The sequence below is a fragment of the Pseudoalteromonas sp. genome (genome assembly GCF_041629635.1).
Lineage (GTDB): Bacteria > Pseudomonadota > Gammaproteobacteria > Enterobacterales > Alteromonadaceae > Pseudoalteromonas.
This window is the reverse complement of the sequence record NZ_JBFKMX010000046.1, coordinates 1-25,785: the sequence shown is the minus strand read 5'-3', so window position 1 is coordinate 25,785 and position 25,785 is coordinate 1. Positions and strand designations below refer to the sequence as shown.

The 25,785-nt window shown below is 40.3% G+C and carries 27 protein-coding genes; 22 read left to right on the top strand and 5 right to left on the bottom strand.

Annotated features, from left to right (window positions below; genetic code table 11):
- Positions 1-54 precede the first annotated feature (54 nt).
- The 3 genes from pckA to hslR all read right to left on the bottom strand — a co-directional run bounded on the left by pckA (position 55) and on the right by hslR (position 3,307).
- Positions 55-1,665 (bottom strand): phosphoenolpyruvate carboxykinase (ATP), encoded by a 1,611-nt coding sequence (pckA, locus tag ABYD77_RS08710; RefSeq protein WP_010561255.1) that lies wholly within the window; start codon positions 1,663-1,665, stop codon positions 55-57.
- Between the two features lie 342 nt (positions 1,666-2,007).
- Positions 2,008-2,844, bottom strand: a complete 837-nt coding sequence (gene hslO / locus ABYD77_RS08705; RefSeq protein ID WP_372768967.1) for an Hsp33 family molecular chaperone HslO — start codon at positions 2,842-2,844, stop codon at positions 2,008-2,010.
- Positions 2,845-2,884: 40 nt separating this feature from the next.
- Complete coding sequence (gene hslR, locus ABYD77_RS08700; RefSeq protein ID WP_372768965.1) at positions 2,885-3,307, bottom strand: ribosome-associated heat shock protein Hsp15; 423 nt, start codon at positions 3,305-3,307, stop codon at positions 2,885-2,887.
- A 232-nt stretch (positions 3,308-3,539) separates the two neighbouring features.
- On the opposite strand from hslR, the gene gspC reads away from it, so the two are divergent.
- Genes gspC through ABYD77_RS08635 form a run of 13 tightly spaced genes read left to right on the top strand, consistent with a single transcriptional unit; the run spans position 3,540 to position 15,329 of the window.
- Entirely contained in the window at positions 3,540-4,469 is a 930-nt protein-coding gene (gspC, locus tag ABYD77_RS08695) for a type II secretion system protein GspC (RefSeq protein WP_372768963.1), read from the top strand.
- Between the two features lie 22 nt (positions 4,470-4,491).
- Complete coding sequence (gspD, locus tag ABYD77_RS08690) at positions 4,492-6,558, top strand: type II secretion system secretin GspD (RefSeq protein WP_372768961.1); 2,067 nt, start codon at positions 4,492-4,494, stop codon at positions 6,556-6,558.
- Positions 6,551-8,059: a type II secretion system ATPase GspE gene (gene gspE, locus ABYD77_RS08685; RefSeq protein ID WP_372768959.1), complete on the top strand. Its 1,509-nt coding sequence runs from the start codon at positions 6,551-6,553 to the stop codon at positions 8,057-8,059. The genes gspD and gspE overlap by 8 nt, the downstream gene beginning before the upstream one ends.
- A complete protein-coding gene (gspF, locus tag ABYD77_RS08680; RefSeq protein WP_372768957.1) occupies positions 8,059-9,279 on the top strand; it encodes a type II secretion system inner membrane protein GspF in 1,221 nt (406 codons plus the stop codon). The genes gspE and gspF overlap by 1 nt, the downstream gene beginning before the upstream one ends.
- 25 nt (positions 9,280-9,304) lie before the next feature.
- Positions 9,305-9,730 carry a type II secretion system major pseudopilin GspG gene (gene gspG / locus ABYD77_RS08675; protein ID WP_372768955.1) on the top strand — a complete coding sequence of 142 codons (426 nt, stop codon included), beginning with the start codon at positions 9,305-9,307 and terminating at the stop codon, positions 9,728-9,730.
- A gap of 21 nt (positions 9,731-9,751) precedes the next feature.
- Positions 9,752-10,336, top strand: a complete 585-nt coding sequence (locus ABYD77_RS08670; RefSeq protein WP_372768953.1) for a prepilin-type N-terminal cleavage/methylation domain-containing protein — start codon at positions 9,752-9,754, stop codon at positions 10,334-10,336.
- Positions 10,329-10,703, top strand: coding sequence for a type II secretion system minor pseudopilin GspI (gene gspI / locus ABYD77_RS08665; protein ID WP_274761863.1), 375 nt, complete (start codon positions 10,329-10,331; stop codon positions 10,701-10,703). The genes ABYD77_RS08670 and gspI overlap by 8 nt, the downstream gene beginning before the upstream one ends.
- A complete protein-coding gene (gene gspJ / locus ABYD77_RS08660; RefSeq protein ID WP_372768951.1) occupies positions 10,704-11,321 on the top strand; it encodes a type II secretion system minor pseudopilin GspJ in 618 nt (205 codons plus the stop codon).
- A 2-nt stretch (positions 11,322-11,323) separates the two neighbouring features.
- Complete coding sequence (gene gspK / locus ABYD77_RS08655) at positions 11,324-12,307, top strand: type II secretion system minor pseudopilin GspK (protein ID WP_372768949.1); 984 nt, start codon at positions 11,324-11,326, stop codon at positions 12,305-12,307.
- On the top strand, positions 12,304-13,500 hold the full coding sequence (gene gspL / locus ABYD77_RS08650) for a type II secretion system protein GspL (RefSeq protein ID WP_372768947.1): 1,197 nt from the start codon (positions 12,304-12,306) through the stop codon (positions 13,498-13,500). The genes gspK and gspL overlap by 4 nt, the downstream gene beginning before the upstream one ends.
- Positions 13,497-13,967, top strand: a complete 471-nt coding sequence (gene gspM, locus ABYD77_RS08645) for a type II secretion system protein GspM (RefSeq protein WP_372768945.1) — start codon at positions 13,497-13,499, stop codon at positions 13,965-13,967. Before gspL ends, gspM begins: the two co-directional genes overlap by 4 nt.
- A gap of 1 nt (position 13,968) precedes the next feature.
- Complete coding sequence (locus tag ABYD77_RS08640; RefSeq protein ID WP_372768943.1) at positions 13,969-14,736, top strand: type II secretion system protein N; 768 nt, start codon at positions 13,969-13,971, stop codon at positions 14,734-14,736.
- Between the two features lie 2 nt (positions 14,737-14,738).
- On the top strand, positions 14,739-15,329 hold the full coding sequence (locus ABYD77_RS08635) for a UPF0149 family protein (RefSeq protein ID WP_372768941.1): 591 nt from the start codon (positions 14,739-14,741) through the stop codon (positions 15,327-15,329).
- Positions 15,330-15,380: 51 nt separating this feature from the next.
- On the opposite strand, the gene ABYD77_RS08630 is transcribed toward ABYD77_RS08635, so the two are convergent.
- Positions 15,381-15,584: a hypothetical protein gene (locus ABYD77_RS08630; RefSeq protein ID WP_372768939.1), complete on the bottom strand. Its 204-nt coding sequence runs from the start codon at positions 15,582-15,584 to the stop codon at positions 15,381-15,383.
- The gene (locus ABYD77_RS08625) at positions 15,584-15,931 is read right to left on the bottom strand and encodes a hypothetical protein (protein ID WP_372768937.1); all 348 of its coding nucleotides are present in this window, start codon (positions 15,929-15,931) and stop codon (positions 15,584-15,586) included. The genes ABYD77_RS08630 and ABYD77_RS08625 overlap by 1 nt, the downstream gene beginning before the upstream one ends.
- 124 nt (positions 15,932-16,055) lie before the next feature.
- Here ABYD77_RS08625 and ccoG point away from each other — a divergent pair, with 124 nt between their 5' ends.
- The 9 genes from ccoG to leuD form a co-directional block, all read left to right on the top strand.
- Entirely contained in the window at positions 16,056-17,480 is a 1,425-nt protein-coding gene (ccoG, locus tag ABYD77_RS08620) for a cytochrome c oxidase accessory protein CcoG (protein WP_372768935.1), read from the top strand.
- Entirely contained in the window at positions 17,481-18,455 is a 975-nt protein-coding gene (locus ABYD77_RS08615; protein ID WP_372768933.1) for a serine/threonine protein kinase, read from the top strand. It begins immediately after the preceding gene.
- 9 nt (positions 18,456-18,464) lie between these two features.
- Complete coding sequence (locus tag ABYD77_RS08610) at positions 18,465-19,091, top strand: thiol:disulfide interchange protein DsbA/DsbL (RefSeq protein WP_372768931.1); 627 nt, start codon at positions 18,465-18,467, stop codon at positions 19,089-19,091.
- A gap of 11 nt (positions 19,092-19,102) precedes the next feature.
- Positions 19,103-19,735 (top strand): thiol:disulfide interchange protein DsbA/DsbL, encoded by a 633-nt coding sequence (locus ABYD77_RS08605; protein WP_372768929.1) that lies wholly within the window; start codon positions 19,103-19,105, stop codon positions 19,733-19,735.
- Positions 19,736-19,884: 149 nt separating this feature from the next.
- Positions 19,885-20,994: an EAL domain-containing protein gene (locus tag ABYD77_RS08600; RefSeq protein ID WP_372768927.1), complete on the top strand. Its 1,110-nt coding sequence runs from the start codon at positions 19,885-19,887 to the stop codon at positions 20,992-20,994.
- A gap of 361 nt (positions 20,995-21,355) precedes the next feature.
- Positions 21,356-22,903, top strand: a complete 1,548-nt coding sequence (leuA, locus tag ABYD77_RS08595) for a 2-isopropylmalate synthase (RefSeq protein WP_372768925.1) — start codon at positions 21,356-21,358, stop codon at positions 22,901-22,903.
- Positions 22,900-23,979: a 3-isopropylmalate dehydrogenase gene (gene leuB / locus ABYD77_RS08590; RefSeq protein WP_372768923.1), complete on the top strand. Its 1,080-nt coding sequence runs from the start codon at positions 22,900-22,902 to the stop codon at positions 23,977-23,979. Before leuA ends, leuB begins: the two co-directional genes overlap by 4 nt.
- Before the next feature lie 56 nt (positions 23,980-24,035).
- Positions 24,036-25,436 (top strand): 3-isopropylmalate dehydratase large subunit, encoded by a 1,401-nt coding sequence (leuC, locus tag ABYD77_RS08585; RefSeq protein ID WP_372768921.1) that lies wholly within the window; start codon positions 24,036-24,038, stop codon positions 25,434-25,436.
- On the top strand, positions 25,436-25,785 hold a 350-nt coding region (leuD, locus tag ABYD77_RS08580), incomplete at its 3' end, for a 3-isopropylmalate dehydratase small subunit (protein WP_372768919.1). The genes leuC and leuD, both read left to right, overlap by 1 nt.

The window sequence follows — 25,785 nt, the reverse complement described above, 5'->3', positions numbered from 1 at the left end:
TAAAACAAAAAGCCAGCTAAATGCTGGCTTTTTTAATTAAGGAGAATGACTTAATTAAAGTTTTGGGCCTGCCGCTACAAGCGCCTTGCCGTTTTCTGTATCAGTGAACTTGTCAAAGTTATCAACAAAACGCTTAGCTAGGTCTGTTGCTTTGTCAGTCCATACGCTTGCATCTTCGTAAGTGTTACGAGGATCAAGAATATCACCTTCTACACCTTCAAGTGACTTAGGTACTTCAAGGTTAAATAGTGGCACAATTTCAGTTTCAGCGTTATCGATAGAGCCATCTAAGATAGCGTCAATGATTGCACGCGTTGCTTTAATTGAAATACGTTTGCCTGTGCCGTTCCAACCTGTGTTTACTAGGTAAGCTTCAGCGCCAGCAGCTTCCATACGCTTTTGTAGTACTTCAGCGTATTGTGTTGGATGAAGTGATAAGAACGCAGCACCAAAACAGCTTGAGAACGTAGGTGTTGGTTCAGTAATACCACGCTCAGTACCTGCTAATTTAGCAGTGAAACCCGATAAGAAGTAGTACTGTGTTTGCTCTGGCGTTAATTTAGCAACTGGTGGTAGTACACCAAATGCGTCAGCAGTTAAGAAGATAACTTTCTTCGCGTGACCTGCTTTAGACACTGGCTTAACAATGTTATCAATGTGGTGAATTGGGTAAGAAACACGCGTGTTTTCAGTTGTTGAGTTATCGTCAAAATCAATTTTGCCGTTTTCATCAACTGATACGTTTTCTAATAATGCATCACGACGGATTGCATTGTAGATGTCTGGTTCATTTTCTTTGCTTAGGTTAATTGTTTTTGCGTAACAACCACCTTCAAAGTTAAATACGCCGTTGTCATCCCAACCGTGCTCGTCATCACCAATAAGCTCGCGCTTAGGATCGGTTGAAAGTGTTGTTTTACCAGTACCAGAAAGACCGAAGAAAATTGCAACATCGCCATCTTTACCTACGTTCGCACTACAGTGCATTGACGCGATGCCTTTAAGTGGTAGGTAGTAGTTCATCATTGAGAACATACCTTTTTTCATTTCACCGCCGTACCAAGTACCACCAATTAATTGGATTTTCTCAGTTAGGTTAAATGCAACAAAGTTTTCAGAGTTAAGACCCTGTTCTTGCCACTTGTCATTCGTGGTTTTTGCACCATTCATTACGATGAAGTCAGGCTCGTAATCTTTTAGCTCTTCTTCAGAAGGGCGAATGAACATGTTTTTAACGAAATGTGCTTGCCATGCTACTTCAGTAACAAAACGCACCTTAAGGCGTGTGTCTTCGTTCGCACCACAGAATGTGTCAACTACGAAAAGGCGCTTGCCCGATAACTGCTTAGTCACTAAACCTTTCAGGTGTGACCAAGTTTCAGGAGTCATTGGTTTGTTGTCGTTTTTACCTTGATCAGACCACCACACAGTGTCAGCTGAGGTTTCATCACGTACGATGTACTTATCTTTTGGTGAACGACCGGTAAAGATACCAGTTTTCACGTTAACTGCGCCTAATTCAGTTTCGACACCTTTGTCATAACCTTCAAGGCCCGCTTTAGTTTCTTCCGCAAAAAGTAACTCGTAAGATGGATTGTGAACAATTTCTGAAACATCGTGAATGCCATATTGCGACAAATCAATCGAGTTTTCTAAAGCTGACATAGTTTAAACACTCCTAGGGGTTTTGAACGGGTAGTAAAATAAAATCGAATAAAATTCGAGCGTCAATTCTATCTTAATAGTAGAGTAAAACCAAAGCTGAAACCCCCGATTTTTCTAGGATTTATGTATTTTTTTTCATGATACCGGTGTCATTTCAAAATACCCAATATGCATTTAAAAAATGACATCGCTGTCATTTATGTGGGTGGGTTTTTAATCACTTTTATCCAAGCAATTATCCGACGATATTTATCTATTTCGATTAGTTTGATGTAAAGAAAGAAGAGAAGGGTTTTAGGTAATAAAAAAGCAGGTATAAAACCTGCTTTTAAGATATTTAGCTTAGTTAAATATATTTTCAATATCGCGCTTATTGAATTGATATTCTTTTAAGCAGTATTGGCAGTTAATTTTAATTGCACCTTGTTCTTTTGCATCTTCAAGCAAGGCATCTTTGCCAACGTTAACAATCGCATTCGCGATTTTGTCGCGGCTACAGCCGCAACGGAAGCTAACCGGTTGAGGATCAAATAAGCGCGGGTTATCTTCATGATAAAGTCGAGTTAATACCGTATGGCCATCAAGCTCTAATAACTCTTCATCTTTAATGGTATTTGTTAAGGCTTCTAAATGGGTAAAGTCTTCTTCCGCTTTTTCTTTATTTACTGGCAATACTTGTAGCAACATACCTGAGCACTTTTCAGCTGCAGTATCTGTGCTAATCCACATGCGAGTGCGAAGCTGTTCAGACTGCTGAAAATACTGTTCTAAACATTCAGCTAGGCTGTTAGATACCAAAGGTACAATGCCTTGGTAACGCTCGCCTTTGAGTGGTGTGATGGTAATTACCATATGGCCTGTGCCAATTAGGTTTAATACGCCAGCTTCGGTAATATCACCTTGAATACGCGCTATACCGCGCATATTTTGTTGGTGGTCACCGTTAATTACAGCGTATTTTACCGGACCATCGCCTTGTAGTTGAACGGCAATATCACCTTCAAACTTTAGCGTTGCTGTAAGTAAACAGGTTGCTACTAAAAGTTCACCGATCAACTGCTTAACTTCAGTTGGGTAGTTGTGGTTCTCGATAATTTCCGAATAGGTTTTGTCTAATTGAACTAATTCACCACGTACATCATGGTTTTCAAAAATATATCTGTGTAATAAATCTTGCATTGGTCAAATACCTTGTTTCAAGCTTTACGCTTGAGAAATACTAACTGTGTTTAAACTTAATAAGTTCGCGACGCTGTTTTTTATCCGGGCGATGTTCTGGGCTCGGAGAGAAAAAGGCGTTGTTTTTGCGTGCCCATGCGTTTTCTTCACGCTTACTAACACTTTCTTGTGTTTCTTTATATAAGGTCTGAGCAACGGGAGCACCACGCCTTTGGTCACTTATTTTTTCAATAGTGACAATTTTCTCATCAAATCCTTGCGAGAATTTAACGCTAGCACCTAACTCAACAATTTTACTGGGTTTACATCGTTGACCATTATAGTGCACTTTGCCACCCAATATCATTTCTCGGGCAATGGCGCGGGTCTTGTAAAAGCGTGCGGCCCAAAGCCACTTGTCTAACCTAACGACTAATGTTGAGTCTTGATTTGAAGTATCTGTTGAATTTTGTTTTTTACTCATGGAGTGAGTGAATAACTGCATTGAAAAGTGTGTGAAATATACCATAAATGCGAATAGAGACAAAATTGATACATTTATTTACCAAATATAGAGACGCTGTGATATATAGCTAGTAACACATAATTGTCATCTTTACAGTGTAAATTCCAGCCACTTTCCAGTTTACCTGCTTGTTGTCGCAAAGCTGACAGGTTAAGATGGTCGTTCAAAAATAATCAAATACCTAATAATAATGCAGTTAAACCAAGCTCAAATTGAACAAGTAATAGCAAAATTCCCGCATAAAAAAGCAAGCAATATTGCACTTGTACTTGTGGTTATTTATGTTGCTTATTTATCAGCTCAGTTAACTTGGATGCTATGGCCAAAACCACAGCAACATACCATTCTTGTGTCATCTAATAGCGGGATTAAGTCCTCTTTTAATTACGACAGTAAAGATTTGGTTGTGCAAAATATTTTTGGCAGTGCAGAGCAAAAAGCTGAAGACAAAAATGAAGAAATAGTCAGTGATGCTCCTGAAACTACCTTAAATATTAAATTAACGGGTGTCGTTGCAATACCAGGTAATGAGAAAGCCGGTCATGCCATTATTGAAAGCCAAAGCACGCAAGAAACTTATGCAGTAGGTGACTTGGTAAAAGGTACACGTGCAAAAATAGAGACTATTTTTGCTGACCGCGTCATTATTAAAGTGAGTGGGCGCTTTGAAACCTTAATGCTTGATGGTATCGACTATTCAAAAACAGTAAAGCAACCAACCAAAAAGCAAGCTAAAACATTTAATCAATTACGCGCTGTTGAAGAATCACCCTTAAAAGCGATTAATGCAACTCAAAACGCCAATATCAAGCAAGAACTAAAGGCGAAGCGAAGAGAGTTACTTGAAGAACCTGGGAAACTTTTTGATTACATTCGTATCTCACCTAAGCGTGAGGCTGGAGAAATTGTTGGCTACAACTTAAGCCCTGGTAAAGACCCTAAATTATTCGAACAAATGGGTTTGAAAAATGGTGACCTTGCGACAGCTATTAATGGTTATCAGCTAACAGACATGAAACAGGCTATGGCGGCGATTGGGGAGCTAAGAGAGGCAACATCAGCCACTATAGTGATCGAGCGCGAAGGGCAAACATTAGATGTCCTATTTAGCCTAGAATAAGAATACGACTCGGAGTAACTAAATGAAAAGCTTGTTAAACCTCACTAAGGTTTGCAAAGGATTAAGTAAATATGCAGCAGTATTAGTTGCTGCAGGTGTTTCCTATTCAGCACTTGCTGTGGAGTATTCCCCAAGTTTTAAAAATACTGAAATCACTGAATTTATTAATGTTGTTGGTAAAGACCTGAAAAAAACCATCATTATTAATCCAAATGTACGCGGTAAAATAAACGTTCGTAGCTACGAGTCGATGAATGAAGAACTGTATTATGAGTTCTTCTTAAACGTACTTGAAGTGTATGGCTATACGGCGATTGAAATGGAAACGGGCTTTATCAAAATTGATAAAAGTGCGGACGGTCGCAAAAAGAATGTCCCGGTACTTGATGACGGTGAAGAAGTCACAGGGGACATGATGATCACCCGTGTTGTACGTGTAAAAAATGTTAGCGTACAAGAGCTAGGCCCGGTGGTGCGTCAGTTTAGTGACCAGAAAGGCGGCAGTCATGTGGCGCAATATACCGCATCAAACGTAATGATGTTAACCGGTCATGCTGCTACCGTTAATCGCTTAGTACAAGTAATTAAACAAGTTGACCGCGCAGGTGATCAGTCAGTTGATATTGTAAAATTGAACTATGCAACAGCCACAGATGTGGTGTCTGTGGTTGAAACGATTTACAAACCAGCCAGTGGCAAAAATGATATTCCCGCATTTTTAATTCCAAAAGTGGTTGCTGATGAGCGTACTAATAGTGTGATTGTTAGTGGTGAAGGCGAAGCTCGCGAACGCGCTATCGAATTAATTAAACGCTTAGATAATGAGCTTGAAACGCAAGGTAATACCAAGGTTTATTACTTAAATTACGCTAAAGCAGAAGACTTAGTAAAAGTCCTGCAAGGTGTCAGCAAGTCAATTAATGATGAACAAAACCAAGGTAAAGCAAATACCCGTTCATCACGCAAAGATGACATCAGCATTGAAGCGCACGAAGATACTAACTCTTTGGTAATTACAGCAAATCCTGATGTGATGCGTTCACTAGAAAAAGTGATTAAAGACCTAGATGTGCGCCGCGCGCAGGTTTTAGTTGAAGCAATTATTGTCGAAGTGCTAGAAGGTGATGGTGTAAACTTTGGCCTGCAATGGATTTCAGAGCAAGGCGGCATGTTGCAGTTTAATAACGGTAGCATGACACCAATTGGTTCGGTTGCCGCCGCGGCAGAAATAGCTCGTGATAAAACAATTACTGACAATGTTATCGGTGGAGACACTGGTAATGTTACACCGATTGAGAAAACAGTTGAAGGTAATTTAGAACCTTTGGCTGGGTTACTTAGTAGTATTAGTGGTTTAGCTGTGGGCATTGCTAAAAATGACTGGGCTGCTATTGTGCAAGCTGTTGCATCCGACACAAATTCTAATATTCTAGCTACTCCTTCTGTTACCACAATGGATAACGAAGAAGCGTCAATGCTAGTAGGTCAAGAAGTGCCAATTCTGACAGGTTCTACGTCAAGTAGTAACAATACCAACCCATTCCAAACGGTAGAACGTAAAGAAGTGGGTGTTAAATTAAAAGTTACGCCACAAATTAACGAAGGTACGGCCGTTCAATTAAAAATCGAACAAGAAGTATCAAGTGTATCAGGTGCAACAGCGGTTGATATTTCAATTAATAAGCGTTCAATTAGTAATACCGTACTTGCAGATGACGGTAGCATGGTTATTCTAGGTGGTCTAATTGACGAAAACGTACAAGAAAGCGTGCAAAAAGTACCTTTACTGGGTGATATTCCAGTACTTGGTCACTTATTTAAATCAACCTCATCGACTAAGCAAAAACGTAACTTATTGGTATTTATTCGCCCAACGATTCTACGTGATAGCGTGAGTATGAATAAGCTGAGCCATGGTAAATACAATTTTATTCGTGGTGAGCAAGTTAAACGCAAAGAAGACGGCATTAATTTAATGCCTAATGAAGTGCCGCCAGTACTGCCTGAGTGGAATGATGCGTTAGTATTACCGCCAACGTATCAAGAGTTCTTACACGACGAAAATAAAAAGAACCAGAAAGATGACTGAGATAGTTTCTGAGCTTAGTTCGGCACCTGTAGCACAAGTTAAACGTTTACCGTTTAACTTTGCTAAGCGTTTTAACATCTTAATGCAAACCATAAATAATGAGTTAGTGGTGAGTTATGCAGGCGATCTGAACCAACAAGCGCTGCTTGAGGTAAGACGCGTTGCGGCAAATAGTTTTACGCTTAAACAAGTTAGTAAAAATGAGTTTGAATTATTACTAGAAGCGGCATATCAGCGTGATAGCTCTGAAACCCAGCAAATTATGGAAGATATCGGCAACGAAGTTGATTTATTCTCGCTCGCCGAAGAGTTGCCACAAACGGAAGACTTACTTGCATCAGAAGATGACGCGCCAATTATCAAATTGATCAACGCCATGTTAGGTGAGGCGATCAAAGAAGGTGCATCAGATATTCATATCGAAACCTTTGAGCAAAACTTAGTGATTCGTTTCCGTGTTGATGGCGTTTTAAAAGAAGTATTAGAACCAAACCGAAAACTTGCGTCATTGCTTGTCTCACGTATCAAAGTAATGGCGAAACTCGATATCGCAGAAAAACGTGTACCGCAAGATGGTCGTATCAGCCTTCGCATCGCTGGACGAGCTGTTGATGTACGTGTTTCAACTATGCCATCAAGCTTTGGCGAGCGTGTGGTACTGCGTCTTCTTGATAAAAATAATGCCCGTTTAGATCTAGAAGATCTTGGTATGTCAGAACCTAACCGCAAAACATTTGCTGAGTTAATTCGCAAACCGCACGGCATTATTTTGGTCACAGGTCCAACAGGTTCAGGTAAAAGTACCACCTTGTATGCGGGGATGACTGAAATTAACACTCGCGACCGCAATATCTTAACGGTTGAAGATCCGATTGAATATGAAATTCCTGGCATAGGTCAAACACAGGTTAATCCTAAAGTAGATATGACCTTTGCCCGTGGCTTACGCGCCATCCTACGTCAAGACCCTGATGTAGTAATGGTAGGTGAAATACGTGATTTAGAAACGGCACAAATCGGTGTGCAAGCTTCGTTAACCGGTCACTTAGTGTTATCAACACTGCACACAAACACTGCAGCAGGTGCAATCACCCGTATGGAAGATATGGGTGTTGAGCCATTCTTACTTTCTTCATCATTACTTGGCGTATTATCACAGCGCTTAGTACGTACCTTATGTGACTGTAAAGAATCACATGTAGCAGATGAAAGAGAGTGCGAACTGCTCGGTGTTGAATTTGGCAAAGAGATTGAAATTTGCCGCCCTGTTGGCTGTAGTGAATGTAATCACAATGGTTACAAAGGGCGTACAGGTATTCATGAGTTGCTGGTGGTTGATGAAGCAGTGCGCGAGCTTATTCACGATGGTAAAGGTGAGCAAGCGGTTGAGAAATACGTTCGCAAAACCACCCCAAGTATTCGTCAAGATGGCTGCAACCGTGTACTTGCAGGGCAAACGTCACTTGAAGAAGTGCTTCGAGTTACGCGCGAGGAAAGCTAGTGGCGGCGTTTGAGTACAAGGCGCTAGACAGCCGCGGTAAAAACAAAAAAGGCTTACTTGAAGCAGATACTGCTAAGCAAGTACGTCAAATGCTGCGTGAGCAAGGACTTACTCCACTCGAAGTAAGTCAAGCAGCAGATAAAGAAAAGCAACAGGCCAAATCGGGTGGCGGTTTATTTAAAGCAAAAATTTCAGCCCATGAGTTGTCCTTGATTACACGTCAGCTTGCCACCTTAGTGCAATCAGCATTACCGGTTGAAGCTGCTGTGCTTGCCGTTGCTGAACAATGCGAAAAGCCGCGCTTAAAAAGCATGCTAATGTCAGTGCGCGCAAAAGTAGTTGAAGGTTATAGCTTGGCTGAAGGTTTGGCTGAATTTCCGCATATTTTTGATCATTTATACCGTGCAATGGTTGCTGCTGGTGAAAAGTCGGGTCACCTTGATCAAGTACTGGTGCGCCTTGCTGATTACACTGAACAAAGACAACATATGCGCAGTCAAATTACACAGGCAATGGTTTACCCAATTATCCTTGTGGTGTTTGCCGTAGCAATTGTGTCAATTTTGCTTGGTACGGTAGTACCAACCATCGTTAAGTCTTTCCAAAGCTCAAAGCTAGCACTGCCTTGGACCACCGAAACGGTAATTGCGGCCAGCAACTTTATTCAAAACTACTGGTTGTTCTCATTAATTGCTATTTTTGCCAGTATTTTTGCCATCAAAAATGCACTTAAAAAGCCTAAGGTTCGTTTTTGGTTTGATTCACGTGTTTTGCAGTTGCCATTTATTGGCAAGGTAGCGCGAGGCTTAAATACCGCCCGATTTGCAAGAACCTTGAGTATTTTATCTTCAAGTTCGGTACCGTTATTAGAAGGTATGCGTATTTCGGGTGAAGTACTGGCGAATGAAAAAATGAAAGCCGCGGTTGCAGAAGCCGCAGTAAAGGTCAGTGAAGGTGCAAGCTTAAAAGCGTCCCTTGACCAAACAAAATTATTTCCACCTATGATGCTACATATGATTGCCAGTGGTGAGAAATCAGGAGAACTCGAGCAAATGCTTGAGCGCTCAGCAGATAACCAAGATAAAGAGTTTGAAGCCTTAGTGAATGTGTCACTAAAGCTACTAGAGCCATTAATGATTGCGCTTATGGCAGTCATTGTCATGTTTATTGTAATGGCAATTTTACAGCCAATTATGGCGATGAATAACGCGATTGGATAAGCGTTAAGTTTTATAGAGGTGTTAAATGAAAAAGCAAAGTGGATTTTCATTACTTGAAATTATGGTAGTTCTGGTAATTATTGGCATGATTATGGCCATAGTTGCGCCGAACATTATGGGTCAACAAGAAGAAGCAAAAATTGACAAAGCGCGTATTGATATCAGTGCATTAGAAGATGCAATGAATATGTACAAGCTTCGCAATAACCGTTACCCAACAACGGAGCAAGGCTTAGAAGCATTAGTTGAAGAAACAACGATTGAGCCGCTACCAAAGCGTTTTCCTGAAGGTGGCTTTATTGAAAAATTGCCAGTTGATCCATGGGAAAACCCATACCAGCTAGTAAGCCCAGGAGAATTTAGCAAAATTGATATCTTCTCAATGGGGCCTGATGGTGTTGCTGGTACGGAAGATGATATTGGTAACTGGGACGAAGAAGACGAGCGCTAATAACTTGCGTGAGTTTATATTATGAAAAAGTGGCAAAGCGGATTTAGTTTACTCGAAATTTTAGCGGTATTAGTAATTATCGGCTTTGCCATGAACCTTGTTGTGCTGACTCTTAACGATCAAGATGAAGAACAACTCGAAGTTGAAGCATTAAAGCTTCACACCATGATAAATCTAGCTTCCGAATATGCTGTGATGAATCAGTTTGAGCTCGGTTTTCATATCGATAGAAATACCAATACTATTGAATTACTCGCATTTAACGGTGAAAAATGGGTGGTAATTTCAGAGCAAGATGTTTTGAAACCCCATCAGTTTAGTGAATTCATTAATGTTGAGTTGGAATTAGAGGATCTTCCTTGGGGCGAAGAAAACTTACTGCAACAGGTAGATTGGCGACAGTTGCTAAATAGTGAAGATGAAGAAAGCCTATTGGAATTAGACAAAATGAAAATTCCACAGGTTTTGTTGCTGTCTTCCGGTGAAGTTAGCCCGTTCCAATTAATATTAGAGTTAAAAGAAAACGAGAAAGCCAAGCCTTATTTTATTACAGGTGAGCTAATGGCGCCGGTTGAATTATCGCAGGAGCCAAAAAACGATGTTTAATAATCGCGGCTTTACTTTGCTAGAAGTGATGGTGGCAATGGCGATTTGTGCCCTTGCGGGTATTGCGGCGATGAAAGCAGTTGGTGACCATATCAATCACTTATCCAATATTGAAGAGCAGCAACTAGCCAGTTGGGTTGCCGAAAACCAATTGGCCGAATTAACGCTTACTACTAACTGGCCGCCTAGTGATGGTAAAACAGGTGATGAAGAGCAAGCCGGTGTGAAATTTTACTGGCGCCACAAAATTACAAAAACAGAAAGCAACGATTTGCTGGAAGCGCGCGTTATCGTGTTTTCTGATGAAGCACGCAAGCATGATGTATATGAGCTCATCACTTATATTACTAAGAATGAGGCAAACTAAATGCTAATGCGAAACTCCAAAGCATTTGGTTTTACTCTAATTGAAGTGCTGGTGGCGCTTGCAGTCTTGGCGATGATCACCTTAGCGAGCCATCAAATATTATCGACAGCAATAAATGCCAACCAAAACTCAAAAGAAAAAGTAGCAGAAATTGGCTCGCTTAATACTGCATTTCGTATGATGCAACAAGACTTCACTCAACTTGCATTGCGCAATACACGCAATGAAGCTGGCGACAGTTTAGAGCAGTTTTTAGTTGCAGACCGCTTTTTGTTTGATAGCCAATACCACGGTATTGCAGGTGTGCGAGATGGTTGGAGTAATCCGGTTAATTTATTGCCGCGTAGTGAACTGCAATTATTTAGCTATGTTGTCGAAGAAGATAACTTAGTTCGCAAGTATCGTATTTATGTTGATTCGCTCGATGGTACTGAGCCTAAAAGCCAAACTCTGCTTGAAAATATTAAAGACTTTACCATTCGCTTTCGTGGCAATGACGAAACGTGGGAAGAAAACTGGTCCGTACCAGTTTTACCTAAAGCGATTAAGGTTGAAGTGTCTCTGGTGGATGATATAACAGTAAGCCGCATTTTTCTGCTGCCTGAGCAGGAGTCTTAATCATGGTGTTTAGGCATTCGGGCGCGGCACTGATTATTGTATTATTTGTGGTGGCATTGGCGGCTTCTTTGGCAGTAAAAATGAACGCGCGTTTAATGGTTGAGGTGCAGCGCTCCAGTAATTTGGTGTTACAGCAACAAGCACGTTGGTATGCTATGGCTGGTGAAGCATTGGCTAAGCGGGTACTTATTGAAGTTAAAAAACAAAAAAACGATCATATAGATTTATCGCAAAAGTGGGCTATTGAAACACCGCCTTATCCTGTTGAAGATGGCACAATTGCAGGTAAAATTATCGATTTGCAGGCGTGTTTAAATCTTAATGCACTGCGTTTTGAAGACCCAAATAATACCAGTACGCAAAACTTTAATGAGGCCCATAAAACATTAGAGGCTTTGCTTGACCTCATTCCTGATTTACCAATGGAAGAATCAAAAGAAGCGCTAGCAGATAGCGTGTTTGATTGGCTTGATGCTGATAGCATGCCAAAAAGACAAGGTGTCGAAGAGGGAGAATATATGTCTTACAGTATTCCTTATATGACAGCGAACAATTTCTTCGCGAGCGTTTCAGAGTTAAGATTAGTGCGAGGTTTTAACCCGCTAATGGTTGAAAAGCTAAAACCGTATGTTTGCGTTATTCCGCAATTTGACGAATTTAAAGTGAACGTGAACACGCTGCAAGCAGAGCAAAGTTTATTATTGGCTGCAATGCTGAATATTTCAGAAAGCCAAGCAGAGACGATAATAAGCCAACGCCCAAATGAAGGTTGGGATGAGTTGAGTAAATTTATAAATGATGCAAAGCAAAATGGCGCTAATACCTTAGATGACAAAGATAAACGCTTTGTATTAAACAGTAATTATTTTGAAGCACAAATCAAGGCAAGCTTCTTTGAAACGAATTTTGCGATGAAATCCATAATACATATAACAGATAATCAAAAAGTTAGTGTACTGGCGCGTAGATTTGGAGGCGTACAGTGAAAGAAACCTTAATTATTCGCTTAGGGCATAGTGTTAATGAGTCAATCCACTGGCTTATTAGCAACGCGGATGAGACCATAGCGAGTGGTCAAATAGACAATAGCTTAGCGCTTGAAGAGTTAAGTGAAAAAGGCAAAAACCGAGAGATAATCGCATTATTGCCAGCAACAAAAGTACAGCTTAAAACGGTAATTTTACCGACAAAGTTTAACCGAAAGTTAGAAGCAGCCCTGCCATTTATGCTGGAAGAGGAGCTCGCTTGTGAATTGGATGATGTACTAATCACTATTGGTGAACCTTGCATGTTAGGCGAAAAACATGCGCTGCAGGTGGCGATATGTCAGCGTTCTTGGTTTGAAAATTGGCTGCAAGTATTAAAAGCAGCAGAACTCCCGCCTACGCGAGCATTACCAGATGCGTTATTGCTACCGCAGTTTGATGATGCTGAAATAACGGTAACATCGCTTAGTGGTAACTGGCTATTTAAACTAAATACTTGGTCTATTGCTGAGGTAGAAAGCAGTTGGGTTAACGAATTCCTTGTAACGCTTGAAGAAAAAGCGCTAGCGCATTTAAGTGATATTGATTTTGACTACCCAAATGCAGTTAAAAAGTTAGAAAATTACGATTTACCGCTCGCCATTTTTGCTAAGCAATTACCGCTTCATAAATTTAATATGTTGCAAGGCGCATTTCAGGTTAAAAAACAAAGCACTGGTATTTGGTCGCTTTGGCAGGTGCCAGCAATTGCTGCAGGCGTTGCATTGCTGTTTGGCTTAATTCTAAAAGCAGTTACTGCTTATCAATTAGAGCAACAAGTTGCGATTGCCAAAAATGATGCAATTGAGGCATATCAACAGGCCTTTCCGGGTACAAAAGTGCGCCCTAACTTAATTCGCCGTCAAATTCAGGGCAAATTAGATCAAATGTCGTCGGGTGGTGAAACTGGTTTCTTATTTTTGTTACACCATTTAACACCGATTTTTAAAGACGTTGATGGGTTTACACCGGAAACTTTACGCTTTGATAGCAAACGCGGCGAATTACGTTTGCGTGCAAGTGCAAAAGATTTTCAAAGTTTTAATTTAGTCAAACAACGCTTAGAACAAGCTGCGCTGGAAGTTGAGCAAGGCTCATTAAGCAATTCGGGTGACCTTGTAGTAGGTGAAATAAAAATTAAGGCGAGCTCATGAAAGAATTGGAATCCTACTGGCAAAATTTAAAGCCGAATGAACAGTTGCTGCTTAAATGTGCCGCTGTCATTTTTACGCTTTTTGTGATTGTGATGCTGATCATACGACCGCTTAACAATAAAATTGAAAAGGCTGAGAAAGCACTTGTTCAACAACAGGAGTTGGCACACTTTGTAAAACAAAGTGCAGCAAAAATTAAAGGCAGTGGGCAAAGTAAGGTCGCTGCAAGTGGTAGCTTAAGCCAAATTATCAATGCGTCGAGCCGTCGTGCGCAAATCAGCATCAGCAAAATGCAGCCAAAAGATGATACCTTACGTTTAACGATTGAATCGGTTGAATTTAATAAATTATTACCTTGGCTTGAGTCTTTGGTGGAGCAAAGTGGCTTAACGATTTCTGCAATCGATATAAACCGTGGTGCAGAGCCTGGTATGGTAAGTATTAGTCGTTTGGTGGTTGAAAAATAATATGAAAAAAACGCTATCTCTTATCTTTTTATTTATTTTTGCATTGATTGCATTTCTACTCTATTTGGCGCCTGCATCAGTAGTATTTGGTTTTGCTGAAGGCTACTTACCTAAGAATATAAAAGTTGCGGGTGTTTCTGGCACAATGTGGCAAGGTCGTGTTGCACAAGCTCAGTTAAACCATCAGTTGATTGATAAGCTAGAGTGGCAACTAAAACCACTTAGTTTGCTCACTGGCAAGCTTAATGCTGACATTAGTTTTGGTAGTTTACGTGGCTTCGATACGCCTTTTGGTAAGGCTTCAATTAGTGTGCCGTTATCAGTTGAGTCACTAAAACTAGTGCATACTAATGTCCGTCTTCCAACAAGCATGCTGTTAGAGAATGTGAAGTTACCGATGGCGTTACCCACTAAAGGCAATGTTAAAATTAAACTCACCGATGCAGAATTTCCACTGAAGGAACAAAAGCAGTTATGTAATGCCTTAGCAGGACAGGCAGAGACGCATAACTTATCAGTACAAGGTCTTCAAGGTTGGATAGAGTTTGACACAATCAAAGGCAAGTTGAGTTGTGATAATGGTGCGCTAAGTTTAAATATTAGTGAAGAGAATCAGTTAGGGCTTCAACTTGAAGCGCAATATGGTATACAAATCATGCAAGTGAGAGGGTTTGTTAAACCTGATGCAAGTATGCCTAAACAAGTACATGAAGCTGTAAAGTTTTTAGGTAAACCTGATAACAATGGTCGTTATCCATTTAAGTTTTAAGCATGATTGAATTTACGAAAGAAGATAAAACAGCACTAGCTAGTTGGCTTGAGAACGATGAAAACAAAGCGCATGCAATGTCAATTTCACAGCTTGAAGGTTTTTTATTTGCCTTGGTTGCAGCTCCTTCGCCAATTATTGAAGATGTGTGGGTAAAACAAGCGCTTGGCGAAAAAAGCGAGCATTTGGCAGATGATAAGTTGTTCGCTTTAATGGCATTTCATAACGATGTGAGCGATGAAGTTTTTGAAAAAGGATACGATCTCACTTCTCGTATTCAAATTTTATCACCAAGTAAGGCAAATCTAACAGACACCGCTGAGCTTCATTTGTGGGCACATGGTTTTGCTTTAGGTATAAATCATTACATTGAGCCAATCGTCGCAAGCGAAAGTCTAAATGCAGAGCTACAAGAAGCGATAGCAATGACGCTAGGCTATTTATGCTTTTTTGCAGACTTAGCTAATGATGCAAGCTTATCTGACGATGTACTCGAATTAGTACAGTCTTTTGCGCAAGGCTTTGCTGAACTTATTGAAGCATGCGTTTTAGATGCAGGCTTAGTGGTTGAGGTAGATGATGAACTCGATTGAGATCATCATTTGAGTAAGCGGGGCTTGATTAAAAGCGAGTAAAATAAAGCTTTAATCAATTTCTAATCTAAGCGCTGAGCAACCCGATTTGCAACCGATTTGAAACTCATCTTCTTGCTCGTTAATTGTCACAGTTAAAGGTGTGTTACAGCTATCACAGTCAACGGTTTTTCCCTGTAATAGCTTTTTCAAAAGTGCTTTCTGATCATTAAAGTTTTTAGCAAATTTTTTATTAAGTTGCGAAAAATCGATCATTACTTTTGCCTTTCTTCGCTGATGATTTTACAAATTTGCCTTAAATCATCACCATAGAAATAAGAATTAAGCTCTTTGTTGTGACAATAACGAGTATTGAACGCATCCATTTTCTGATTAGTTGCAAGTTCATTGCTTAAATAATCCTCTGCAGTTTGTGATAAGCGCAGTTTTTCTTTCGCACGTTTGAGAGAGCGTCTAGCTTCTTGATCAGTTTTAATTTTGCTGGAATCACTTAAAATGCCCATTATTTTATCAAATAGCTCTTGGCGTGGTTTAGCAATGGTTGGGTGATCTACACTAACTAAAATCAGGATGATCAGCACAAATAAAAAGTAATTTTTCATAATAGTATCTTTTTTTGATTTAGCGCCTATTTACAGCTTCTTTAGTTTATTAAAATGCATCGCACTAGCAAAGAGAATTGTTATAATTAATCAACTTATAAGAAATTTGCATACCAAGGGCGCCATGGACAAGCAAATAAAAGTAAAAAATATACCAACAGAAGTCAAAGTTCATAAACCTGATGTGGAAAAATTTGACCGTTTTAACCCGCGTAATCGCATTTATGTACGTGCAGTGAAAGGGTTGCATCAGAAATTGCGCAAGTATTTAGGACTGGTTGCGATGCTGAGCTTTATGTTGTTGCCATGGGTTAGCTTTAACGGACACCAAGCAGTTCTCTTTGATATTTTCAATCAGAAATTCAATATTTTTGGCATGACCTTATGGCCGCAAGACCTCACCATTCTTGCTTGGATTTTTATGATTGGTGCGTTTGCATTGTTTTTAGTGACGACTTTTTATGGTCGTGTATGGTGCGGCTATATGTGCCCGCAAACCGTGTGGACTTTTATTTTCATTTGGTTCGAAGAAAAAATAGAGGGCAGCGCCAATCAGCGTAAAAAACTTGACCAACGTAAAATGGACTTTGACAAATTTTGGCGAAAATCAGCCAAGCATTTTAGTTGGGTGGCCTTTTCGCTATTTACTTCACTAACGTTTGTTGGTTACTTCACGCCTATCAGGGATTTGATGGTCGACTTTTTTACGTTGGAAGCAACCTCTTACGCTGTTGGTGGCGTATTGTTTTTTACTTTTTGTACTTATGGTAACGCCGGTTGGATGCGCGAAATTATGTGTTTGCATATGTGTCCGTATTCGCGTTTCCAATCAGCGATGTTTGATCAAGATACTTTCACTGTTACCTATGATGAGAAACGTGGGGAAAACCGTGGTCCACGTGGCAGAAAGCAAGATCCGAAAGCGTTAGGCTTAGGGGATTGTATTGATTGTAAGATGTGTGTGCACGTGTGCCCAACCGGTATTGATATTCGTAATGGCTTACAGTACGAATGCATAAACTGTGGTGCTTGTATTGACGCTTGTGATGAAGTTATGGACAAAATGAATTATGACAAAGGACTGATTTCGTACACCACAGAGCGCAACTTAACATCTGATAAGAAAACACATGCGATGCGTCCAAAAATTATTGGTTACCTAGTGGTAATGGTAATTATTTGCGGTATTTTTGTGGCGGATGTGATGACTCGTATCCCGATGGATTTAGATATTATTCGTGACAGAAACCAGCTATATCGTATGAATAATGAAGGTTTAGTAGAGAACACTTATACCTTAAAAATTCTTAATAAATCACAGCAAGATCATGCGTATAGCATTTCAGTTGAAGGCTTAGATAACTTTACAATTTTAGGTAAAAAAGAAGTACATATTCGCTCTGGGGAATCTTACAGCTTGCCATTATCAATTGCGATTGATCCGTACGATTTAAAATCGCCAATTAGCGAGTTTAACTTTGTGTTACAGCGTGCTGATGAATCAGATATGCAACTTGCACAACCAAGCAAGTTTTTTAAAGGACGTTAAATGTCGGCATTTGATTTTAGTGATTTAACACCAGAGCGTATTTTAGATGCGATTGAAAGTATTGGGGTTTATCCAATATCTGGGCTGCTAGCACTTAATAGTTATGAAAACCGCGTTTACCAGTTCTTAGCTGAAGATAATAAACGTTATGTTGTGAAGTTTTACCGTCCAGAGCGTTGGCACACAGAGCAGATACTTGAAGAGCACGCCTTTAGTTTTGAATTGCTCGACGGCGAGGTGCCTATTGTTGCGCCAATCAAACGTGATAATACGAGCTTGTTTGATTACCAAGGCTACCGCTTTGCATTGTTTCCAAGTGTGGGAGGCAGAACTTTCGAAGCGGATAATTATGACCATTTGGAAGTTTTAGGGCGCTTTATCGGTCGTCTTCATAATGTATCAAAAACAAAACCTTTTGCTGTTAGGCCGTCAATTAGCTGCCAAGAGTTCTTACATGATGCAACATGCTCTTTAGTTGACAGTAATTTAATAACGCCCAGTTTAGAAACGGCTTTTATGACCGTGTTAGAACAAGTTATCGCGTTAACTGAGGAGAAATATCAGCCAAATAACGTGATCCGCTTGCATGGTGATTGTCATATTGGCAATATTCTGTGGACCGGCAATGAACTGACGTTTGTCGATTTAGATGATGCGCGTCAGGGGCCAGCAGTTCAAGATTTATGGATGATGTTGAGTGGTGATGAAAAAGAGCAGCGTATGCAGATGGATACTTTGTTGTGTGCCTATGACGAGTTTTCTTCATTTGACTTAAAAGAGCTGCATCTGATAGAACCTTTACGCGCCCTGCGTATGATTAATTACATGGGGTGGCTCGCTAAGCGTTGGAAAGATTTAGCATTTCAACGGAACTTTTCGTGGTTTGCATCAGACAAATACTGGGAACAACAAATATTAAGTTTAAAGGAGCAATTGGCTGCGTTGCACGAAGCACCGTTACAGCTTTTGCCATAAGAGAAACCTATGACTAAGAAGTTATTTTTTATTGTTGCACTATTTTTTCCGCTTGCGCTATTTGCATCGGAGTTTAAATTTGAAGAGGGAGAGCATTTCTCTCTAATTAAAACGGATAAATCAGAAAAGCCTCAGGTTACAGAATTCTTTTCTTACTACTGTCCACATTGCTATAACTTCGAAATGATTGCACAGCGATTAAGTAAAGAGTTACCAGCAGATACTTTTGTAAAAAGCCATGTTAACTTTTTAAGAGGTATTGAGCCAAAAACCCAATCATTATTGTCGACGGCTTATTTAATTGCGAAGCAAGCTGGTAAGGCGAATGAAGCAAGTGATGCTATCTTCTCATTTATCCATCGTAATCGCGGTAGTTTCTCAACTATCGATGATGTACGTCGATTATTTGTATTAAACGATGTAATGACAGAAGAGAAATTCAAACAGCTTTCTGGCAATATGGCGATTGCGGCACAAGAGCAATATATGGTTGAACAGCAAGATCGCTTTTCAGAATTAAACGCATTAACAGGTGTTCCTACGTTTATTGTTAATGATATTTACCGCATTGAATTAACCAGCATCAAGTCATATGACGAGTTAAAAGCGCTGGTTGAATACTTATTAAAAAAATAACGGAGTAATAAATGAAAGCATTTTTTAAAGCTGTACTTTTAGCTTTAGCATTGCCTGTAGTTGCAATTGCAAATCAATATGAGGAAGGCGTACATTACGATGTAATTTCCGATCGCGCGTCGAAAACCCCAGAAGTAACCGAGTTTTTTTCGTTTTATTGCCCAGCATGTAACAACATGGAAAATGTGATATACGATTTAAAACCGATGCTTGATAAAAACGTAACGTTTAAAAAAGCACATGTAAATTTTATGGGTGGTTATTCGAAAGAAAACCAAGAGATGCTCTCGCAAGCTCTTGCTACCGCTGAAGCTTTGCCGCAAAAAGAACAAGTGATCGCAGGCATTTTTAATCACATCCATGGTGAGCGAAAGAAGTTTAATGAAGTTGCTGATCTCAAAGACGTATTCGCATCTAAAGGCGTTGACGAAACAACCTTTGAGAAATACTACAAGAGTTTTGGTGTGCGCACTAAAGCGAAGAAAATGAACAAAGAACAGGAGTTCTTTAAGAGCAAAGGTGCCTTAGGTTCTGTTCCAACTTTTATTGTGAATGGTAAATACAAAGTTAACTTTGGTCGTAAGTCTGGTATTGCAAGTGCTGAGGATATGGCGAAACTTATTAACTACCTTGCTCAAAAGTAGCTATTCTAAATAAAACGAAAAAGGTGCTATATGGCACCTTTTTTAATGTCTACAAATTGTAATTGAAAAGTAAATTCACTACCCGTCTAGGCTGGTAATTATAAATATCTATGCTTGACTTAAAGGAGATAATTAATCGGGACGTAAACATGGATTTGAAAGATCACACCGTCTTTATCTTCGATATTAGCGAAGAGCAACGCAGTACCACACAAAAATGCATTGAATACCTTTGGGCTGGACGTATTTTTACAACTGGTGAACTGGCAAGCTTGCAGAGTGAAATTGTTCATGGGGGCAGTGCTGATACTTTAGTCATTTCGGCAAATTCATTTGGCGATGTTGATATGACAAGTTGGTTGTTAGGAACTGGATTTAAAGGACGATTGGTATTGTTACTTGGTGAAGGAGACTCTGTGCCGTTGTTCCTGCCTTGTGAATTAATTGCTCAAATTAATAAACCTGTTAAGCTTAGTGATTTTAATCAAGTGTTCAGTCAGCGGGCAGTAACTGAACACATTATTGATAAAGCAAATCTAACAACAATCCTTTCTCGTCGTGACTGTGTAACCCTTGATTTTCAACCTGAATTTCGCAGCCATAATGAGAAGTTGTCAGGTTTTGAGTGTTTAGTTCGCTTTCAAGAAAATGGTATTAAGTTAAGTACCAAGCAGGTTATGGATGCGATTGAAAAACATCAATTAATCGACGTGTTTAGTGATGTGTTTTTTCAACGGATTGCTGAAGTATTGCCTGCATTTAGCAGTGTTAGACTATCAATTAATTTATCCTTAATTGATTTAGGGCAATATGACTTACTCAAAGTAATGAGTACACATCTAAATATTGCAGGTATAAACCCAAATCAAATCATCTTTGAGTTTCCAATTGATGCCTTTTATAGCTCAAATAGCCAAATCATCGGCTTGCTAGCGGGGCTAAAAGAGCTCGGTTTTTGTCTTGCAATAGATGGTGGCGATGGAATTTTAACGCGGCTTGAAAAATTACCTTTGGTGATTGATGAAATAAAAATTCCTGTAGATCAATTGCAGAAACTTGAAAAAAAGCAAACAGATAAAATGGCTCAGTTTTATCATCATAACAGTGTGGATTTTGTTTTTGTAAAAATTGAAAGTTATCAACAACAAAAGCTAGTGCAAAACAATTTCACTCGTAGTCATATGCAAGGCTATTACCTTGCACCACCTATTCCTGTAAACCAGGTATTTGAGATGCTAAAAAATAACTGTGTGAATTAAAAAAATTTCATTATTTTTTTTATGCAGGCCATTTAATGTAATTGGCTAATAAATTATCTTATAAACTTATTTTGGTTAATTTATTCATTAATTGCGTTGTTTTTGTTTTATTGTTTTTTGTTTTTGATGTTAATTGCACGTTTGTTGGTTTTTTTATGCTTGTTTTGCGTTGCTTCTAATGGTTAAATTGCCTCAGTCAATGATGGAAACCATATAAATATGTCTTACAACACGATTAGCCTACTTCTAAACAACCTCTTACTGCTTAACGGCAGAAGCGGGGCTTAGTGTGTTTGACTGAAAAGTTTGCAAAAACCCCGCTAAATGCGGGGTTTTTTTATGTTAGGGCAAAGGTGCAGGTATGAGCGATAAAATTTGGATATTCGATACAACGTTACGAGATGGCGAACAAGCATTAAAAGCAAGTCTTACTGAAGATGATAAGATTCAGCTAGCGCATGCTATTAGTCGTCTTAATGTTGATGTTATGGAAGTAGGATTTCCTGTTTCAAGCCCTGCCGACTTTAGAGCTGTAGAGCGAATAGCACGTGAAGTAAAAGGCCCTGCAATTTGTGGTTTAGCACGTGCGGTAGAAAAGGACATTGAGGCCTGTGGACTTGCTTTAAGACCTGCTGAAAATCGCCGCATTCATACCTTTATTGCAACCAGCCCTTTACATTTAGAACATAAATTACGTATGAGCTTAGATGATGCAACTGCGATGGCAGTGCGTTCAATCAAACAAGCGCGCAATTACACTGATGACGTAGAATTTTCATGCGAAGACGCGGGGCGTACACCGCATAGTGATTTATGCCGCATTGTAGAAGCAGCAATCAATGCGGGCGCATCGACAATCAACTTACCTGATACAGTTGGGTATGTTACCCCTGACGAATATGCTGCGATGATCAAGCATTTAATGAACAACGTGCCAAATATTGATAAAGCGCGTTTAAGTGTTCATTGCCATAACGATTTAGGTTTAGCGGTAGCTAATTCGATTGCTGCGGTACAAGCAGGGGCACGTCAGATTGAGTGTACCGTCAACGGGATTGGTGAGCGCGCTGGTAACTGTTCACTTGAAGAAGTGTCGATGATCTTAAAGATGCGTGAAGATCATCTTAAATTACGCACTGATATCGTAAGCGAAGAGATTTACCGCGCTTCGCGTCAAGTCAGCCAAATTTGTAATATGCCTGTGCAACCGAACAAGGCAATTGTCGGTGAAAATGCCTTCGCACATAGCTCAGGTATTCACCAAGACGGTGTGCTTAAAGCGCAAAACACCTACGAAATTATGGCACCAGAAACCGTCGGAGTACCAAATAATCAGTTAAATATGACTTCGCGTTCAGGTCGCCATGTTATTCAGCACCGTTTAAGTGAATTAGGTTATCAGCCTGATGATTATGATATGGACTCGTTATATCAGAGCTTTTTAACCTTGGCCGACCAAAAAGGTACGGTCTACGACTATGACCTAGAGGCGATGATTTACTTCAATAATCAATCAAGTGAGAGCGACTTTTACCAGTTGTCATTTGTCCATTCGACGTCCAATTCTCAGTCAGTGGCGAGCAGTAGTGTAGGCATGACAATTGGTGGCAAAGAAGTTACTGAAGCCGCAACGGGTAATGGTCCTGTTGAAGCGTCATTTAAAGCTATTAAACGTATGACTAATATGGATATTGAAATTATTGAATATAATTTAGACGCAACAGGGCAAGGTGAAGCATCCCTTGGCCAAGTAGACATTATCGCTAAGTTTGATGGACGCCAATACCACGGTGCAGGCTTAGCAGCAGATATCGTGGAAGCGTCGGTGCGCGCTTTAATTCGAGTTCACAATTTAATTTATCGGGCACAGCAAGTATCCGATTTAAAACTACAAAGGAAAGCAGTATGAGCAGCCAAGCAAATTACGACATCGCAGTGTTAGCGGGTGACGGTATTGGACCAGAAGTAATGACCGCCGCTATCGACGTGCTAAACGCCGTAAGTGATAAATTTAATTTTTCATTAAGCTTAAATCACCATGCAATTGGTGGTGCGGCAATCGACCAATTTGGTAAAGCACTGCCAGATACGACCTTGGCTGCGTGTGAACAAGCGGATGCAATTCTATTTGGTTCAGTTGGTGGGCCAAAATGGGAAGGATTGCCGCCAGCAGAGCAACCTGAACGCGCATCATTATTACCGTTACGCAAACACTTTGGGCTGTTTTGTAACTTACGCCCAGCACAGCTATTACCAGCATTAAGTGCGGCATCACCGTTACGTGCAGATATCAGTTCAAAAGGCTTTGATATTTTATGTGTTCGCGAGCTGACAGGTGGTATCTATTTTGGTGAAAAAGGCCGAAGTGGTGAAGGTGCTGAAGAATATGCATTCGACACGCAAACCTATTCGCGTAAAGAAATCGAACGTATCGCCCGTTTTGCTTTTGAAGCAGCAAAATTGCGCGCCAATAAAGTAACGTCTGTTGATAAAGCGAACGTACTTGCATCAAGCGTGTTATGGCGAGAAGTTGTTACTGAAGTAAGTAAAGATTACCCAGATGTAGCACTTGATTATATCTACATTGATAACGCAACAATGCAGCTAGTAAAAGAGCCAAGTCAGTTTGATGTACTGTTGTGCGACAACTTGTTTGGCGACATTCTTTCTGATGAATGTGCAATGATCACAGGCTCTATGGGCTTATTACCTTCAGCAAGCTTAAACCAAACGGGTTTTGGCTTGTATGAACCCGCTGGTGGTTCAGCACCTGATATTGCAGGTAAAGGTATTGCAAATCCAATCGCACAAATTTTAAGTGCAGCATTAATGCTACGTTATTCATTAAAACAAGATGAAGCAGCTCGCACTATTGAAAAAGCGGTTGCAGAAGCTGTAGCTGCAGGTGTAGGTACACCAGATATCTACCCAACGGCAGGCTACACCACACTTGATGTTGCAAAAGAAATCATTGCGCGCATTTAATTTTTATATGGCCTGAAATTCAGGCCACCGTCACCGAAATTAGCAAGGGGAATGACGTGGCTCAGACCTTATACGACAAAATTTGGCAGGCACATAAAGTGACTGCAATTAATGATGAAAGCGATTTACTTTACATCGATAGACACTTAGTACACGAAGTGACATCACCACAGGCTTTTGCTGGTTTACGCGAAGCAAACCGCAAAGTACGTTGTCCTGAAAAAACATTTGCGACCATGGATCATAATGTTTCAACTAAGAGCCGCTCTTTGGATGCAGCAAGTGAAGTGTCTAAAAATCAGCTGGTTGCTCTAAAGGAAAATTGCGAAGAGTTTGGTATTGTACTTTACGATTTAAATTCAATTAACCAAGGTATTGTACATGTAATGGGGCCTGAACAGGGTATTACATTACCTGGCACGACCATTGTGTGTGGTGATAGCCACACATCCACTCATGGTGCTTTTGGCGCGTTGGCTCATGGTATTGGTACCTCTGAAGTAGAGCATGTATTAGCAACACAAACATTACAGCAGAAAAAAGCAAAGAGCTTAAAAATCCAAATTGATGGCAAAATCAACCTTGGTGTAACCGCAAAAGACATTATTTTAGCGGTCATTGGTAAATTAGGTACCGCGGGTGGTACAGGTTATGTTGCAGAGTTTTGCGGTGAAGCAATCAGTGCGCTTTCAATGGAAGCTCGTATGACACTTTGTAATATGAGCATTGAGATGGGTGCTAAAGCAGGCTTAATTGCACCGGACCAAGCAACTTATGACTATCTAGAAGGGCGCCCATTTGCACCAAAAGGTAAAGATTGGCAGCAAGCGGTAGCGTATTGGCAAACCTTAAAGAGTGATGAAGATGCAGTGTTTGATCATACCGTTGTGTTAAATGCGGCGGAAATTCAGCCGCAAGTGACTTGGGGTACCAGTCCTGAGCAGGTGATTGGAATTGATCAGGTAATCCCAGATCCCGACACACAAAGTGATCTGATTAAAGCAGACGCGATACGTCGCGCACTGGCTTATATGGATTTACAACCTGGTCAAAAAATCGCAGATGTAGCGGTAGACACTGTATTTATTGGCAGCTGTACCAATAGTCGCATTGAAGATTTACGCGCTGCCGCCTCTTTAGTGAAAGGTAAAAAAGTGGCTGACGGTGTTGAAGCGTTGGTGGTACCGGGTTCTGGCCTTGTTAAAAAACAAGCGGAAGAAGAAGGGCTCGCTGACATATTCAAGCAAGCTGGTTTTGAATGGCGTGAACCTGGTTGTTCAATGTGCCTAGCAATGAATGACGACCGCCTAGGCGCGGGTAAACGTTGTGCGTCTACTTCTAACCGTAATTTTGAAGGTCGCCAAGGTCGTGGTGGGCGTACTCATTTAGTCAGTCCTGCAATGGCTGCTGCTGCGGCAATTCATGGTCGATTTGTTGATATTCGAGGAGGTATCTAATGACTATTTTTCACAGCGGTTTAATGGCGCCACTTGATAAAAACAATGTCGACACGGACCAAATTATTCCTAAGCAGTTTTTAACATCAACCAGCCGTGATGGTTTTGATAAAGCGTTATTTTACGATTGGCGCTATTTGGAAAATGGTGACGCAAACCCAGACTTCATTTTAAATGAAGCAAATTACCAAGGTGCCAGTGTATTGCTTACTCGCGATAACTTTGGTTGTGGCTCATCGCGTGAACATGCGCCTTGGGCATTAAAACAATATGGTTTTACGGTGATTTTAGCCGAGAGTTTTGCTGATATTTTCTTTAATAACTGTATGAACAATCAAATGCTTGCAAT

Bases quoted from the DNA above. Each gene is read 5' to 3' on its own strand.
- gspM (WP_372768945.1), top strand. From the start codon at position 13,497: ATGAAAGAATTGGAATCCTACTGGCAAAATTTAAAGCCGAATGAACAG.
- gspG (WP_372768955.1), top strand. From the start codon at position 9,305: ATGAAAAAGCAAAGTGGATTTTCATTACTTGAAATTATGGTAGTTCTG.
- ABYD77_RS08615 (WP_372768933.1), top strand. From the start codon at position 17,481: ATGTCGGCATTTGATTTTAGTGATTTAACACCAGAGCGTATTTTAGAT.
- ABYD77_RS08630 (WP_372768939.1), bottom strand. From the start codon at position 15,584: ATGATCGATTTTTCGCAACTTAATAAAAAATTTGCTAAAAACTTTAAT.
- gspI (WP_274761863.1), top strand. From the start codon at position 10,329: ATGTTTAATAATCGCGGCTTTACTTTGCTAGAAGTGATGGTGGCAATG.
- hslR (WP_372768965.1), bottom strand. From the start codon at position 3,307: ATGAGTAAAAAACAAAATTCAACAGATACTTCAAATCAAGACTCAACA.
- ABYD77_RS08610 (WP_372768931.1), top strand. From the start codon at position 18,465: ATGACTAAGAAGTTATTTTTTATTGTTGCACTATTTTTTCCGCTTGCG.
- ABYD77_RS08625 (WP_372768937.1), bottom strand. From the start codon at position 15,931: ATGAAAAATTACTTTTTATTTGTGCTGATCATCCTGATTTTAGTTAGT.
- gspE (WP_372768959.1), top strand. From the start codon at position 6,551: ATGACTGAGATAGTTTCTGAGCTTAGTTCGGCACCTGTAGCACAAGTT.
- ABYD77_RS08600 (WP_372768927.1), top strand. From the start codon at position 19,885: ATGGATTTGAAAGATCACACCGTCTTTATCTTCGATATTAGCGAAGAG.
- ABYD77_RS08635 (WP_372768941.1), top strand. From the start codon at position 14,739: ATGATTGAATTTACGAAAGAAGATAAAACAGCACTAGCTAGTTGGCTT.
- pckA (WP_010561255.1), bottom strand. From the start codon at position 1,665: ATGTCAGCTTTAGAAAACTCGATTGATTTGTCGCAATATGGCATTCAC.
- leuA (WP_372768925.1), top strand. From the start codon at position 21,356: ATGAGCGATAAAATTTGGATATTCGATACAACGTTACGAGATGGCGAA.
- gspJ (WP_372768951.1), top strand. From the start codon at position 10,704: ATGCTAATGCGAAACTCCAAAGCATTTGGTTTTACTCTAATTGAAGTG.
- hslO (WP_372768967.1), bottom strand. From the start codon at position 2,844: ATGCAAGATTTATTACACAGATATATTTTTGAAAACCATGATGTACGT.
- gspC (WP_372768963.1), top strand. From the start codon at position 3,540: ATGCAGTTAAACCAAGCTCAAATTGAACAAGTAATAGCAAAATTCCCG.
- ABYD77_RS08670 (WP_372768953.1), top strand. From the start codon at position 9,752: ATGAAAAAGTGGCAAAGCGGATTTAGTTTACTCGAAATTTTAGCGGTA.
- ABYD77_RS08640 (WP_372768943.1), top strand. From the start codon at position 13,969: ATGAAAAAAACGCTATCTCTTATCTTTTTATTTATTTTTGCATTGATT.
- gspD (WP_372768961.1), top strand. From the start codon at position 4,492: ATGAAAAGCTTGTTAAACCTCACTAAGGTTTGCAAAGGATTAAGTAAA.
- ABYD77_RS08605 (WP_372768929.1), top strand. From the start codon at position 19,103: ATGAAAGCATTTTTTAAAGCTGTACTTTTAGCTTTAGCATTGCCTGTA.
- ccoG (WP_372768935.1), top strand. From the start codon at position 16,056: ATGGACAAGCAAATAAAAGTAAAAAATATACCAACAGAAGTCAAAGTT.
- leuB (WP_372768923.1), top strand. From the start codon at position 22,900: ATGAGCAGCCAAGCAAATTACGACATCGCAGTGTTAGCGGGTGACGGT.
- gspK (WP_372768949.1), top strand. From the start codon at position 11,324: ATGGTGTTTAGGCATTCGGGCGCGGCACTGATTATTGTATTATTTGTG.